Source organism: Streptomyces sp. NPDC028331 (assembly GCF_055565775.1).
In genome coordinates this window covers 79982-93004 of the sequence record NZ_JBVHTR010000013.1, presented here as the reverse complement: position 1 = coordinate 93004, position 13023 = coordinate 79982, and the positions used below count along the sequence as shown (strand labels likewise).

General features: G+C 70.7%; 14 protein-coding genes and 1 pseudogene. 3 read left to right on the top strand and 12 right to left on the bottom strand.

What is annotated here, in order from left to right:
• Positions 1 to 138 precede the first annotated feature (138 nt).
• Both ACZ4SW_RS20485 and ACZ4SW_RS20480 read left to right on the top strand, forming a co-directional pair.
• The gene (locus ACZ4SW_RS20485) at positions 139 to 495 is read left to right on the top strand and encodes a hypothetical protein (protein ID WP_468245285.1); all 357 of its coding nucleotides are present in this window, start codon (positions 139 to 141) and stop codon (positions 493 to 495) included.
• A gap of 320 nt (positions 496 to 815) precedes the next feature.
• A pseudogene (locus tag ACZ4SW_RS20480) lies at positions 816 to 973 on the top strand (tyrosine-type recombinase/integrase); the annotation flags it as partial.
• Positions 974 to 1027: 54 nt separating this feature from the next.
• Here the strand turns inward: ACZ4SW_RS20480 and ACZ4SW_RS20475 are convergent.
• The 6 genes from ACZ4SW_RS20475 to rpsB form a co-directional block, all read right to left on the bottom strand.
• Entirely contained in the window at positions 1028 to 1696 is a 669-nt protein-coding gene (locus ACZ4SW_RS20475) for a YceI family protein (RefSeq protein WP_468245281.1), read from the bottom strand.
• Positions 1697 to 1860: 164 nt separating this feature from the next.
• Positions 1861 to 2988, bottom strand: coding sequence for a phosphatidate cytidylyltransferase (locus tag ACZ4SW_RS20470; protein WP_468245277.1), 1128 nt, complete (start codon positions 2986 to 2988; stop codon positions 1861 to 1863).
• Positions 2988 to 3545, bottom strand: a complete 558-nt coding sequence (frr, locus tag ACZ4SW_RS20465) for a ribosome recycling factor (RefSeq protein WP_044388432.1) — start codon at positions 3543 to 3545, stop codon at positions 2988 to 2990. The genes ACZ4SW_RS20470 and frr overlap by 1 nt, the downstream gene beginning before the upstream one ends.
• A gap of 168 nt (positions 3546 to 3713) precedes the next feature.
• Complete coding sequence (pyrH, locus tag ACZ4SW_RS20460) at positions 3714 to 4472, bottom strand: UMP kinase (protein WP_103839950.1); 759 nt, start codon at positions 4470 to 4472, stop codon at positions 3714 to 3716.
• Positions 4473 to 4663: 191 nt separating this feature from the next.
• On the bottom strand, positions 4664 to 5500 hold the full coding sequence (gene tsf / locus ACZ4SW_RS20455) for a translation elongation factor Ts (protein WP_388998312.1): 837 nt from the start codon (positions 5498 to 5500) through the stop codon (positions 4664 to 4666).
• Positions 5501 to 5721: 221 nt separating this feature from the next.
• Entirely contained in the window at positions 5722 to 6600 is an 879-nt protein-coding gene (gene rpsB, locus ACZ4SW_RS20450; RefSeq protein ID WP_263232288.1) for a 30S ribosomal protein S2, read from the bottom strand.
• Positions 6601 to 6847: 247 nt separating this feature from the next.
• On the opposite strand from rpsB, the gene ACZ4SW_RS20445 reads away from it, so the two are divergent.
• Positions 6848 to 7582, top strand: coding sequence for a murein hydrolase activator EnvC family protein (locus ACZ4SW_RS20445; protein ID WP_468245267.1), 735 nt, complete (start codon positions 6848 to 6850; stop codon positions 7580 to 7582).
• Between the two features lie 58 nt (positions 7583 to 7640).
• On the opposite strand, the gene ACZ4SW_RS20440 is transcribed toward ACZ4SW_RS20445, so the two are convergent.
• The 6 genes from ACZ4SW_RS20440 to ACZ4SW_RS20415 form a co-directional block, all read right to left on the bottom strand.
• The gene (locus ACZ4SW_RS20440; RefSeq protein ID WP_468245850.1) at positions 7641 to 8198 is read right to left on the bottom strand and encodes a TetR/AcrR family transcriptional regulator; all 558 of its coding nucleotides are present in this window, start codon (positions 8196 to 8198) and stop codon (positions 7641 to 7643) included.
• A 97-nt stretch (positions 8199 to 8295) separates the two neighbouring features.
• Positions 8296 to 9138, bottom strand: a complete 843-nt coding sequence (whiG, locus tag ACZ4SW_RS20435; RefSeq protein ID WP_468245264.1) for an RNA polymerase sigma factor WhiG — start codon at positions 9136 to 9138, stop codon at positions 8296 to 8298.
• 272 nt (positions 9139 to 9410) lie between these two features.
• On the bottom strand, positions 9411 to 10598 hold the full coding sequence (gene dprA / locus ACZ4SW_RS20430) for a DNA-processing protein DprA (RefSeq protein ID WP_468245260.1): 1188 nt from the start codon (positions 10596 to 10598) through the stop codon (positions 9411 to 9413).
• Entirely contained in the window at positions 10595 to 12220 is a 1626-nt protein-coding gene (locus ACZ4SW_RS20425; RefSeq protein ID WP_468245257.1) for a YifB family Mg chelatase-like AAA ATPase, read from the bottom strand. The genes dprA and ACZ4SW_RS20425 overlap by 4 nt, the downstream gene beginning before the upstream one ends.
• Position 12221: 1 nt before the next feature.
• On the bottom strand, positions 12222 to 12623 hold the full coding sequence (locus tag ACZ4SW_RS20420; protein ID WP_468245254.1) for a YraN family protein: 402 nt from the start codon (positions 12621 to 12623) through the stop codon (positions 12222 to 12224).
• Between the two features lie 88 nt (positions 12624 to 12711).
• The gene (locus tag ACZ4SW_RS20415) at positions 12712 to 13020 is read right to left on the bottom strand and encodes a DUF2469 domain-containing protein (RefSeq protein WP_003965949.1); all 309 of its coding nucleotides are present in this window, start codon (positions 13018 to 13020) and stop codon (positions 12712 to 12714) included.
• Between the last annotated feature and the right edge of the window lie 3 nt (positions 13021 to 13023).

Here is a 13023-nt window from a genome sequence, read left to right as displayed (position 1 = left end):
GCAGCCGGGCACCGTACCGTGCAGTCCGCGTGCCCTATCACCCAATCCTCCGCCCCGAGCACCACAGTCCAGGTCCCGGCCACGGCCGGCCCGGCTGGGATCCCCGGCGCCACGGGCGTGATCGACACAGGTGTGTGCGTGCGCAGTGCCGTGAAGATCACGGCGACTGGAACAATCGCGATCCAGCGCAACACCACCACGACCGAAAGTCCGTGGGGCATCAGCACGACGCTCGCGGGCTCGGACTTCCCGTTGCCGGGTGTCCCGGCCTGGTCGCTCATCGCCCGGATCGGCAACGGGCCCTGGCACTACATCGGGGCGGGCCCGACGACCCTGGTGGGGAGCGGAGAGCTCTACCTCGCCGTGAACGACAACGTCGACTCTGACAACAGCGGGTCGTTCACGGCGACCATCACACCGTGCGTGTGCGACAGCCGCTTCGGGCACGTCACCCTCGGCCAGCGGCCAGGAGTTGGCACGCCCTGCTCGGACTGAGGCGTGGTACGGCACACCGCAAGGGCATGAGGGCGCCGACGTGCGCCCTCATGTCATGTCGATGAAGTCGCGCGGCACCGCACCGCCGCCAGGCCCTCCGCGATTCGTGTGTGCGGGAGTTCTGGGAGTTCCGCCGGATGGCCTCATCGGTGCGGTGGGGCCACTCTCACGTGGGCGCGCGTCGGCGCAGCGTGCGCGGAGCGTACGCGGAGCGGGCCGAAGGCAGGAGCGCAGCGCGCAGCGGAGCCGGGAAGCGCGCCCGGCGGAGCGGCAGCGCAGCCGGGTGCTTGATCTCGGAGGCCGATGGGGACGGCAAGTACGAGTCCGCTCGTGAGCACGGCATGCACGCGCTGAGGCACTTCTACGCCTCGGTCCTGCTCGACGCGGGCGAGAGCATCAAGGCCGTGAGCGAGTACCTCGGGCACTCCGACCCTGGGCTGACGCTGCGGGTGTACGCGCGCACCCGATGCCGTCGAGCCCGCGGGGCCGTGCGGGCCGCCTCGGGCGCCTGTCGGGCGGGCCGTGGGCCCCTTCAGCCCGTGGCGCGGATGGCGGCGATGTCGAACTGGAGGCGGACCTTCTCGCTCACCATGGCGCCGCCCTCGGCGAGCCTGGCGTTGTAGGTCAGGCCCCAGTCGGAACGGTTGATGGTGGTGGTGCCGTCGAAGCCGACGCGCTCGTAGCCGAACGGGTCGGTCACGTGGCCGATGTAGGTGAGTTCGAGGTCGACGGGGCGGGTGGTGTCCTTGATCGTGAGGTCACCGGTCATGCGGTAGACGTCCTTGCCCGCGAGGTGCACCGCCGTGCTCGTGAAGATCATCCGCGGGTATGTCGCGGCGTCCAGGAAGTCACGGCCGACCAGGTGGGCGTCGCGCTGCTCCACACCGGTGTCGACGCTCGCGGTGAACAGCGCGATGTCGGCACGGGAGCGGGCGGGGTTGCGGCCGTCGAAGTAGAGGCGGCTGTCGTACTCCGTGAAGGCGCCGCGCACCGTCGTCACCATGGCGTGCCGCACGGAGAACCCGATCCTGCTGTGCGCCGGGTCGATCATCCACTCTCCGCTGAGAGCCTCCAGGCCGGGGTCGGGCAGAGCTCCGGCACCGGGATGCGCCGGGGCGGTGGGGCTCAGCGGGGCACCGGGGGCCACGGGTGCGGCGGGAGCCGCCGCGCGTCGGAGTGGGGAGCGGCCGAAAAGGTTCATGCCGCATGTAGTTATGTCACGGCAACGGGGGCCCGCAAGGCCTGGTCAGGAAACCCGACCCTTCATCAGCAGACCTTCACAGGTGGGTACGTCTGACGGGCACGACGGGACAGAGGGGCCCGCCGTCCTGTGGACGACGCGCCCCTCTGTCCGGTCGGCGCAGGTCAGGACGACCCTACGAACAGGACCATCAGCAGCCACACCACCGGCGCCGTGGGAAGCAGCGAGTCCAGCCGGTCCATGATGCCGCCGTGGCCCGGCAGCAGGGTGCCCATGTCCTTGATGCCCAGGTCTCGTTTGATCATGGACTCGCCCAGGTCGCCGAGGGTGGCGCTGGCCGCGACCGCGAGGCCCAGCACCAGGCCCTGCCACCAGGAGCCGCCGTCGATCAGGAACTGCATGCACAGCGCGCCCGCGCCCATCGCGAACGTGACCGCCCCGATGAGCCCTTCGCGGGTCTTGCCGGGACTGATGCGCGGCGCGAGCTTGTGCCGGCCGAAGCGCCAGCCGATCGCGTACGCGCCCGTGTCACTGACGACCGTCAGGAGGAGGAAGGTCAGGACGCGCCGCGGGCCGTCGCCGGCCGTGAGCATCATGGCGACGAAGGTGGCCAGGAACGGCACGTAGAACGCGGCGAACACACCCGCCGTGACATCCCTGAGGTAGCCGTCCGGCGGTTCCGTCATGCGCCACACCAGGGTGGCCAGCGCGGTGAGCGCCATCGCCACCCAGGCTCCTTCGGCGCCCCGCACATACCCGGCGACGACCATCGCCGCGCCGCCGACGGCGAGCGGCACCAGGGGCGCCTTGATGCCCTTGCGTTCCTCCAGCCGTTTCGTCAGCTCCCACAGGCCCACCACGACGGCGACCGCTATGACGCCGACGAACACGCCCTTGACGATGAACAGCGAGGCGACGATCACGACGCCGAGCCCGACGCCGACCCCTATGGCCGCGCCCAGGTCACGGCCCGCACTCTTCTTCTGCGGTGCGGGTGCCGGCTGCGGGGCGTCGGGCATCGGTTCCGTATTCTGCGGCGCCGTCCACGGGGACGGCACCTGCGGCGTCTCGTCGCGGAACAGGGGGCCGCGTCGACGGGCGGCGGCCCCCCGGTCGTCATCCTGGTCTCCGCCGGGTGCGGGTACCTCGGGCACGATGGGCATGGGGCGAGTCTGCTGGGCGTCATGCGCATCGTACGCGGGACCCGCCGGGCCGAGGCCCTGGCCAGGCCCCTGATCGGTGGGCCCCCAGTACCCGGCCTGTGGCGGCGCCCCCCAGGAAGAGTCGTTCATCAGACCTCGAGCAGCTCCGCTTCCTTGTGCTTGAGCAGCTCGTCCACCTGGGCGACGTACTTCGCGGTGGTGTCGTCGAGCTCCTTCTCCGCACGGCGGCCCTCGTCCTCGCCGACCTCGCCGTCCTTGACGAGCTTGTCGATGGCGTCCTTGGCCTTGCGGCGCACGGAGCGGATCGAGACCTTGGCGTCCTCGCCCTTGCCCTTGGCGACCTTGATGTACTCGCGGCGCCGCTCCTCGGTGAGCTCGGGGAACACCACACGGATGATGTTGCCGTCATTGCTCGGGTTGACGCCCAGGTCGGAGTCGCGGATCGCCTGCTCGATGTTGCGCAGCGCGCTCTTGTCGAACGGCGTCACCACGGCCATACGCGGTTCCGGCACCGAGAACGAGGCCAGCTGGTTGATCGGCGTCGGTGCGCCGTAGTAGTCGGCCACGATCTTGTTGAACATCGCCGGGTGCGCACGACCGGTGCGGATCGCGGCGAAGTCCTCCTTGGCGACCACGACGGCCTTCTCCATCTTCTCCTCGGCCTCGAGGAGGGTCTCTTCGATCACCACTTGCTCCTGCGTGTCTTGAGTAGGCCCGGCAACGGTCCTCATCGGTCTGCGGCCGGCTGCGTCGCGTCTTCTTCCTGCACGGTTCCCGACCGGCAGGACATTGTCCATCCCCCGGTCAGGGTCCCTCGCCCGGACGGGGTTCACCCCCGACGGGTCTGCCTCCGGTCACTCCCGGCCGCCTTGGTCACCCACGAGTGTGCCGATCTTCTCACCCTTGACCGCCCGGGCGATATTGCCCTCAGCCAGCAGCTCGAAGACGAGGATGGGCAGCTTGTTGTCCCGGCACAGCGTGATCGCGGTCATGTCGGCGACCTTCAGATCGCGGGTGATGACCTCGCCGTAGCTGAGCGAGTCGAACTTGACGGCCTCGGGGTTGGTCTTCGGGTCGGAGTCGTAGACGCCGTCCACACCGTTCTTACCCATCAGCAGCGCCTCGGCGTCGATCTCGAGGGCGCGCTGGGCGGCGGTGGTGTCGGTGGAGAAGTACGGCATGCCCATACCGGCGCCGAAGATGACCACGCGGCCCTTCTCCAGATGGCGCACGGCGCGCAGCGGGATGTACGGCTCGGCGACCTGGCCCATGGTGATGGCGGTCTGCACGCGCGAGTCGATGCCCTCCTTCTCCAGGAAGTCCTGGAGGGCGAGGCAGTTCATGACCGTGCCCAGCATGCCCATGTAGTCGGAGCGGGCCCGGTCCATGCCGCGCTGCTGGAGTTCCGCGCCGCGGAAGAAGTTGCCGCCGCCGATGACGACGGCGATCTGGGATCCGTCGCGCACCACGGCCGCGATCTCCCGGGCGATGGCGTGCACCACGTCCGGGTCGACGCCGAGTCCGGTGCCGCCGGAGAACGCCTCTCCGGACAGCTTCAGCAGAAACCGGCCGCGAACTTTGCCGTCGTCGCTCTTCTCGGCCTTGGTGGTCATGGAGATCTCCTCGTGGTGCACATACGAAGAAGGCCATTGCCGGTGGGGCGTGTTTCGCATCCCATGCGCGGCAATGGCCTCCTCGTCAGATCTGCTGTCGTCCGCCACGCGCGTGTGCGGGTCGGCCTACGCAAGCGCGCAGACGACTGCTTTCGACCCTACCGGGGTCGCGCGTCGATCGCGGTCCGGACTCAGATGCCGACCTTGATGCGCGTGAAGCGCTTCAGGGTGACACCGGCCTCTTCCAGGACCTTCTGGACGGACTTCTTGTTGTCCAGCGCGTAGGGCTGGCCGAGCAGCGTGGCGTCCTTGAAGAAGCCGTTGAGGCGACCCTCGACGATCTTCGGCAGGGCGGCCTCGGGCTTGCCCTCGGCGCGGGTGGTCTCCTCGGCGATGCGGCGCTCGGACTCGACGACCTCGGCCGGGACGTCCTCCTTGGAGAGGTACTTCGGCGCGAAGGCGGCGATGTGCTGGGCGACGCCCTTGGCGACCTCGGCGTTCGGCTTGTCGAGCTCGACGAGCACACCGATCTGGAACGGCAGGTCGGGCATCGTGCGGTGCATGTACGCCGACACGTAGCCGTCGGCGAACTGCGCGAAGCGGTCGAGGACGATCTTCTCGCCGAGGTTGGCGTTGGCCTCGTCGACGTACGCCTGCACGGTCTTGCCGGGCTCGATCTCGGAGGCGAGCAGAGCCTCGAGGTCGGCCGGGGAGGTCTTGGCGACGTGCTCGGCGATCGCCTGGGCGACGGCCTGGAACTTCTCGCCCTTGGCGACGAAGTCGGTCTCGCACTTCAGCTCGACGAGGACACCGGAGGAGTTGTCGTCGGCGATGATGGAGACCACGGCGCCGTTCTCGGCGGAGCGGCCCTCGCGCTTGGCGACGCCCTTCTGGCCCTTGATGCGGAGCGCCTCGACGGCCTTGTCGACGTTGCCCTCGGCCTCGTCCAGCGCCTTCTTGCAGTCCATCATGCCGGCGCCCGTGAGCTCACGGAGCTTCTTGACGTCGGCGGCGGTGTAGTTCGCCATGATTTTCGTGAATCTCTTCTCGGAGTTCGAAGTCTCGAAGCGGCGGCCGCCGACCCGGGGCGGGCGGCCACCGAAGATCTACGGGCTACGCAGATCTGCCGCCGGTTGCGGATCCGCCGATGCGGATCCGTCGGCCTGAAGCAGATCTAAGGGCTGCGGATGAACGGCGGGTGGCGCGCACGGCGCCGCCCGCCCTCACATCAGCCGAACGGCCCTGAAGGTCAGGCCTGCTCGCCCTCGGCGGCCGGAGCCTCGGCGGCCGGAGCCTCGGCGGCCGGAGCCTCGGCCGGCTTCTCGGCCTCGGCGGCGGGGGCCTCCTCGGCCTTCTTCTCGCCCTCGAGCAGGTCACGCTCCCACTCGGCGAGCGGCTCGCCGGCGGCCTTCTCGCCCTTGCCCTCGGCGGCCACGCCGGAACGGGCGATGAGGCCCTCGGCGACGGCGTCGGCGATCACACGGGTGAGCAGGGTGACGGAGCGGATCGCGTCGTCGTTGCCCGGGATCTTGTAGTCGACCTCGTCGGGGTCGCAGTTGGTGTCGAGGATGGCGACGACCGGGATGTTGAGCTTCCGGGCCTCGCCGACCGCGATGTGCTCCTTCTTGGTGTCCACGATCCAGACGGCGCTCGGCACCTTCTGCATCTCGCGGATACCGCCGAGGGTCTTCTCCAGCTTGGCCTTCTCACGGGAGAGGACCAGGAGCTCCTTCTTGGTCAGACCGGAGGAGGCGACGTCCTCGAAGTCGATCTGCTCGAGCTCCTTCAGGCGCTGCAGACGCTTGTAGACGGTCGAGAAGTTGGTGAGCATGCCGCCCAGCCAGCGCTGGTTGACGTAGGGCATGCCGACGCGGGTGGCCTGCTCGGCGATGGCCTCCTGCGCCTGCTTCTTCGTGCCGACGAACATGACCGTGCCGCCGTGGGCGACGGTCTCCTTGACGAACTCGTAGGCGCGGTCGATGTACGACAGCGACTGGAGCAGGTCGATGATGTAGATGCCGTTGCGCTCGGTGAAGATGAAGCGCTTCATCTTCGGGTTCCAGCGACGGGTCTGGTGACCGAAGTGGACGCCGCTCTCCAGCAGCTCCCGCATCGTGACGACGGCCATGGCCGTTCTCCTTGTGTTTTCTCGGTTGTCCCTGACGCCCGCGTGCGCCGTGCCGCGAAGGACCGAGGAGGCGCTGACAGCGGCCCGCGAGGGCCCGTTGTCGGGGCGTGCGAAGTCGACCCGGTGACCCGGATCGCCACAAGAAGTGTACGGGACCGGCGGGGCGGCGGGTGACGCCGCTGTCCACAACCGGGCAGTTGTCCACAGATTCCGGCAGGGTCCGCCCGTCGTCCGGCACGGTACTCCCATGCGAACGAAACGATGTGTGCGCTCATGGCCGACGGCACTGCTGCTGGTCACGGCGGCCGTCCCGGCCTCGGCTGCGTCGGCGGGCGGCTGGCCTGCGCCGGGGACGCCCGCGCCGACACGGGGACCGTCGACAGCGGTGCCTGCGGCGGCCCGGGGGCCTTCGGTACGGGGACCTTCCGCGGAGGCGCCCACGCCTGGTCCGGACGGGTCGGTGCCCGCCGTGGGCCGGCTGTGGCCGGTGGGTGTGCGGCCCACGGTCGTACGGGGCTGGGAGCCCCCGGCGGCCCCGTACGGGCCGGGCCACCGGGGCGTGGACCTCGCGGCAGCGCCCGGAGACCCGGTACGGGCGGTCGCCGCAGGCCGGGTGGCCTTCGCGGGCCTCGTGGCGGGCCGAGGCGTCGTCTCGGTCGACCTGGCGGGAACCGGCGACCCCCCGCTACGCACGACGTACGAGCCGGTGCGCGCATCGGTACGGGAAGGGGACGAGGTGGACCCGGGCGACGTACTGGGCGTACTGGAACCGCCGACGACCCACTGCCCGGGCCCCTGCCTGCACTGGGGTCTGCGCCGCGGCGACGCATACCTGGACCCCCTGTCGCTCCTGCCACCGTGGCTGCTGCGGGCGGGGCCGTCCCGGCTGCTGCCGGTGGAGGGGGTGCCGTTGCCGGTGCCGGGGGCGGCTGCGTCGGTGCGTGTGCCTGTGCCGGGGGTGGTGCCTGTACCAGGGGCGTAGTTGGGGGCCGGTGGTCGGGGAGGGGAGGGGGAGGGGGAGGGAGGAGGGGGGAGGGGGATCAGCCCCGGACGCCGTGCAGGGCCATCGTCACCGCCACTTCCGTGATCGCCGCCGGATCCTCCGCCGCGCCCAGTTCGATGCGCCGCACCGCCGCGTCCACCACGCCCTGGAGCAGCATGGCGGCCAGTCGGGGTTCACGGTGGCCCATGTCGCGCAGGGCTTCGACGATCATCGCGACGAGTCCCCCGTGCGCCGCCCTGATCTTCTCGCGGGCCCCGGCGTCGAGTTCGCTCGCCGAGATGGCCACCACGGCCCGGTGCCGCCGGTCCCCCACGAGTGCGAGCTGCCGCCGCACATACGCCTCGATCTTGGCCTCGGGGCTGTCCGCCGCGGCCATCGCCGCCTCGACCTCTGCCGCCCACAGCGGGAAGTCGACGGCGCACAGCTCTTCGACGACGGCCGCGCGGGAGCGGAAGTACTCGTAGACGGAGGAGCGGGCGAGGCCCGTGCGCTCGGCGAGGGCCGGGAAGGTCAGCGCCTCCGTGCCCCCCTCGGACAGCAGGGACCGTGCCGCGTCCAGCAGGGCGGCTCGCTGCATCGACCGGTGCTCGGCCACGGAGGCCGCTCGAATCCTTGGCACTCCCCCACTGTACGGACGCACCGCTGTGGACGGCAGTCACTCCGGCCACACGCGCCGGTGACGGGATTGCGCCTCAGCGGCCGAAGGCGGCCAGCTTGGCCCGTAGCTGCAGGACCGACTTCGTGTGAATCTGGCTCACCCGGCTCTCGGTCACCCCGAGCACGTTGCCGATCTCGGCGAGGGTCAGCCCCTCGTAGTAGTACAGCGTGACGACGGTCTTCTCCCGTTCGGGCAGTGTGTTGATCGCCCGCGCCAGGAACCGTCGCAGCTCGCGGTCCTCGGCCACCTCCACGGGGTTGTCCGCGGCGGTGTCCTCGAGGGTGTCCATCAGGCTCAGCCGGTCGCCGCCCTCGCCCCCCACATGCAGCAGTTCCTCCAGGGCCACGACGTTCGCGAGTGACAACTGGCTGAAGACGGCATGGAGCTCTTCCACGCCGATCCCCATCTCCGCGGCGACCTCCGCCTCGGTCGGCGTCCGCCTCAGGCGCGCCTCCAGGGTCGCGTACGCCCGCTCCACGCTGCGTGCCTTCTGCCGTACCGATCGTGGGATCCAGTCCAGCGCCCGCAGCTCGTCGATCATGGCGCCCCGGATGCGGGTGATGGCGTACGTCTCGAACTTGATCTCCCGGTCGATGTCGAACTTCTCGATCGCGTCGATCAGCCCGAACACCCCGGAGGACACGAAGTCGGCCTGGTCCACGTTGGCCGGCAGCCCCACGCTGACCCGGCCCGCCACGTACTTCACCAACGGTGAGTAGTGCAGGATGAGCTGCTCCCGCAACCGCTCGTCCCCCGTCTCCTTGTACGACCGCCACAACTCGTCGAGCGTCGAGGGAGCGGGCGGGCGCACGCTGCCGCCGTCACGGGCGGCTGGGGGAAGCGCCGCCCGGTCGGACCCGGAGGTGTGCTGGGGCATTCGTCGCCTTGTGCCGTTCTGCCGTGAACTGGTGATGCCTGGGTGGGCTGTCGGTCTGATGCCGGGATGGCCTGTCTGAGTCGGAACCTCGTGAGCGTAGCGTGACTGTGGTGTCGCAGTGTGCGAAGGGCAACGGATCACCCGTGCGCGAACGGGCTGTGTGGGGCCGTTGCCGCGACCTCGTCGGTAGCCCTGCGTGATCGCCGGAAAGGGTCAACTGCGGGAAACGCCAAGGCTGTCGGGGGTCGCCCGGACGGCCGACACACGCTCGGTCAGCACCGGGGGTGATCTTGTCGACCGGCCGTGATGGCCTGGCGTGTCAACTTCCAGCCGTCGTCGTGTCGTTCGACGAATCCAAGTGATCGGAGTTCGTACAGTCTCCCGACTGCGTCGTCCTGGGTGGTCTGGGCGTCGCGGGCGATGTCGTTCGCGGTGGCGGTGCCCCGTGCGGGCAGCGCGGCCAGGATTCGTCGGGCTGCGGGTTCCAGCAGGTCGCGGGGGAGGATGGGGCCGCGTCGGTCCGGGGCGAGTTCGCCGATGTCGCCGACCAGTTCCACGACGTCCGCGGCGTCGGTGACGAGCACGGCTTCGCCGCGCAGCAGTTCGTGCACGCCTGCCGAGAGTCCGCTGGTGACGGGTCCGGGGACGCCCATGACGAAGCGGCCGAGCCGCGCGGCGGCACGCGCGGTGACCAGGGAGCCGCTGCGGTGGGCGGCCTCGACGACGACGGTGCCGCGGGTGAGTGCGGCGATGACCCTGTTCCGCACGATGAACCGGCTCGGTGTCGGGTGCTCCCCGGGCGGCAGCTCCCCCACGACCAGCCCTTGGTCCGCGATCCTGCCGATCAGCCCGCTGTGTCCGCGCGGGTAGGGCCGGTCGACGCCGCAGGCGAGGACGGCGACGGTGGCGCCGCCTGCGCCGAGGGCGCCCCGGTGGGCGGCGCCGTCGACACCGTAGGCGCCCCCCGAGACGACGACCCAGCCGCGCTCGGCGAGTTCGGCGCCGAGCGTGCCCGCGATGTGCGCGCCGTACTCGGTGCAGGCCCGTGCGCCGACGACCGCGACGGATTTCAGGGCCCATATCCGCAGGCTGGGCCGCCCCCGCACCCACAGGCCGACGGGGCGTGCGTCTTGGAGGTCGTCGAGTTGGGCCGGCCACTCGGGCGTCCCGGGGCAGACGAACCTCGTCCCGGTCTCCCGGGCGGCGGCCCAGTCCCGTTCCGGCTCGGCTCGTGCGGCCCGGGCGCGCATCCCCGCCCACCGTTTGTCCGTCACGCCCGGCGGTCGGTGGCCGCCGGTGCGCAGTCGCCGGGCCAGTTCCTCGGCGCCGCGCTCCCGCAGCCAGCGGCCGGCGACCTCGTCCCCGGGTTCGATGATCCGGGTGAGGAAGATCCGGGCGAGGGATTCGGCGTCCGGGGTGTCGTCCTTGCCCGTTGCGGCGTTCGGGGTGTTCGTGGTCATGCCGGCGCTCCGATCTTCATCGGTACGCCTCGCGGGACGCCGGTGCGCAGTTGCAGTGCCAGGGCGACGTCGTCTGCGTTCGGCCGGTCGTGGCCCATGAGGTCGGCGACGGTCCAGGCCACGCGCAGTACGCGGTCGAGCCCGCGGGCGGTGAGCACGCCCCGTTCCAGGCTGCGCTCGGCCTCGTCCATGGCGCCGGGGGCGGCGTGCCAGCGGCTGCGGAGTTCGCGTCCGGGGATTTCGCTGTTGGTTCGCCAGGGGGTGTCCGCCAGCCGTGTCGCTGCTCGCTGTCTGGCCGCGCGGACGCGGTCGGCGACGGTCGCGGTGGTCTCGCCGCGGGCGCCGCGGTCGGTGAGCTCGGCGCGGGTGACCGGGTCGACTTCGACGCGCAGGTCGACCCGGTCCAGGAGGGGGCCGGAGAGCCGGGCCTGGTAGCGGCGGATCGCCGAGGGCGGGCATTCGCAGCGGGTGTCGCGCTGGGAGAAGCGTCCGCAGGGGCAGGGGTTGGCGGCGAGCACCATGAGGAACTTGGCGGGGAACCGCACGACGCCGGCGCTGCGGGCGATCACGACGTGTCCGGACTCCAGTGGTTGCCGCAGGGCGTCCAGGGCATGGCTGCTGAACTCGGGTGTCTCGTCGAGGAAGAGCACTCCCCGGTGGGCGAGTGAGACGGCGCCGGGCCGGGCGACGCCGGGGCCGCCTCCGACGAGGGATTGCATGGTGGCCGAGTGGTGGGGGGCGCAGTAGGGGGCGACGTCGACGAGGGGTTTGCCGGGCGGGAGCAGGCCGGCCACCGAGTGGATCGCCGTCACCTCCAGGGACTCCTGTCTGTCGAGCGTGGGCAGGATGGCGGGCAGCCGTTCCGCGAGCATGGTCTTGCCGGCGCCTGGCGGGCCTTGGAGGAAGAGGTGGTGGCCGCCTGCCGCGGCCACCTCGACGGCGGTGCGCGCCGAGTTCTGGCCGACGACGTCGGCGAGGTCGTGGGCGGTGTCGTGGTGTGCGGCGCCGGTGGTGTGCATGCCGGTGGCGGCTCCGGTGCCCGGTAGGCGCAGGCCGGCGAGGAGGGGGTCGGGGCGGCCCTGCTCGTCGGGCTCCTCGTCGGGTACGGGCTCGTCGGCGAGGACGGCGATCAGTTGCCGCAGGCTGCGGACGCCTAGGACGGACACGCCGGGTACGAGGGAGGCCTCGGCGGCGGCGCATTCGGGTACGACGACCTGTTCGTAGCCCGCGTCGGCGGCGGCCAGGACGGCCGGCAGGATGCCGCGGACCGGCCGGACCCGTCCGTCCAGGCCGAGTTCGCCGATCATGACGATGTCGGCGAGGATTCGGGGGTCGATCCGTTCGGCGGCGCCGAGGACGGCGCAGGCGACGGCGAGGTCGAAGCCGCTGCCGGCCTTGGGGACGGAGGCGGGGCTGAGTCCGACGGTGAGTTTCTTCTGCGGCCATTCGCCGCCCGAGTTCACCACCGCGGCCCGGACCCGGTCCCGGCTTTCGGTGAGGCTCTTGTCGGGCAGGCCGACGAGGGTGAATGCCGCCACGCCTGGTTCGAGGTCGGCCTGGACCTCGACGACCACGCCTTCGACGCCGACGAGTGCGACGGAGCAGGTGCGCGCGAAGCCCATGTCAGGCCACCCCCCGTGCGTGCTCGACGGTGGGTGCGCCGCGCTCGGGGAGCAGGACGCCGATCAGGTCGATGCGGACGCCTCCGGGTGGGGCGCCTCCGTGGGCCTGGATCCAGCGCTCGGCGAGGTCGCGCAGTCGCTCCGCCTTCCGGGGGGTCACGGCGGCCATCGGGTGCTCGAAGGAGCCTGCCCTGCGGGTCTTCACCTCGCAGACGACCAGGACGTCGCCGTCTGTGGCCACGATGTCGATCTCGCCGCTTCTGCCGTCGCGCCAGTTGCGCTCCAGGATCGCCATCCCGGCCGCCGTGAGGCGTCGGGCGGCGAGGTTTTCTCCGTACCTGCCGAGTGCGCTGCGTGCCTGGTGTGTGGTCATGTCGGCACCACCTCCGGCGCCAACCGTCACGCATCGGGGTCCACCGGGTGGATCTTGGTGGACTACTCGGCGGTTGTGGAAAACTTCGTCACCCACACGGGTGGCGTCACGGGTGTGGTCAGCCGCCCGGCAGTTCGAGGTCGCTCTTGTTCAGCTCCTCGATGTTCACATCCTTGAACGTGAGGACCCGCACCTGTTTCACGAAGCGGGCGGGCCGGTACATGTCCCACACCCAGGCGTCCGCCATGGACACCTCGAAGAACACCTCGCCCTGGACCGAGTGCACCTGCATCTCGTAGTCGTTGGTGAGGTAGAAGCGCCGTTCGGTCTCGATCACGTATTTGAACAGACCGACGACATCGCGGTACTCCCGGTAGAGCTTGAGCTCCATCTCGGTCTCGTACTTCTCGAGGTCCTCGGCGCTCATGGC

Coding starts and splice junctions, on each gene's coding strand:
- rpsB (WP_263232288.1), bottom strand. CDS start 6,600: ATGGCCGTCGTCACGATGCGGGAGCTGCTGGAGAGCGGCGTCCACTTC.
- ACZ4SW_RS20475 (WP_468245281.1), bottom strand. CDS start 1,696: ATGAACCTTTTCGGCCGCTCCCCACTCCGACGCGCGGCGGCTCCCGCC.
- tsf (WP_388998312.1), bottom strand. CDS start 5,500: ATGGCGAACTACACCGCCGCCGACGTCAAGAAGCTCCGTGAGCTCACG.
- ACZ4SW_RS20425 (WP_468245257.1), bottom strand. CDS start 12,220: ATGGGCTTCGCGCGCACCTGCTCCGTCGCACTCGTCGGCGTCGAAGGC.
- pyrH (WP_103839950.1), bottom strand. CDS start 4,472: ATGACCACCAAGGCCGAGAAGAGCGACGACGGCAAAGTTCGCGGCCGG.
- ACZ4SW_RS20445 (WP_468245267.1), top strand. CDS start 6,848: ATGCGAACGAAACGATGTGTGCGCTCATGGCCGACGGCACTGCTGCTG.
- dprA (WP_468245260.1), bottom strand. CDS start 10,598: ATGACCACGAACACCCCGAACGCCGCAACGGGCAAGGACGACACCCCG.
- ACZ4SW_RS20415 (WP_003965949.1), bottom strand. CDS start 13,020: ATGAGCGCCGAGGACCTCGAGAAGTACGAGACCGAGATGGAGCTCAAG.
- ACZ4SW_RS20470 (WP_468245277.1), bottom strand. CDS start 2,988: ATGAACGACTCTTCCTGGGGGGCGCCGCCACAGGCCGGGTACTGGGGG.
- whiG (WP_468245264.1), bottom strand. CDS start 9,138: ATGCCCCAGCACACCTCCGGGTCCGACCGGGCGGCGCTTCCCCCAGCC.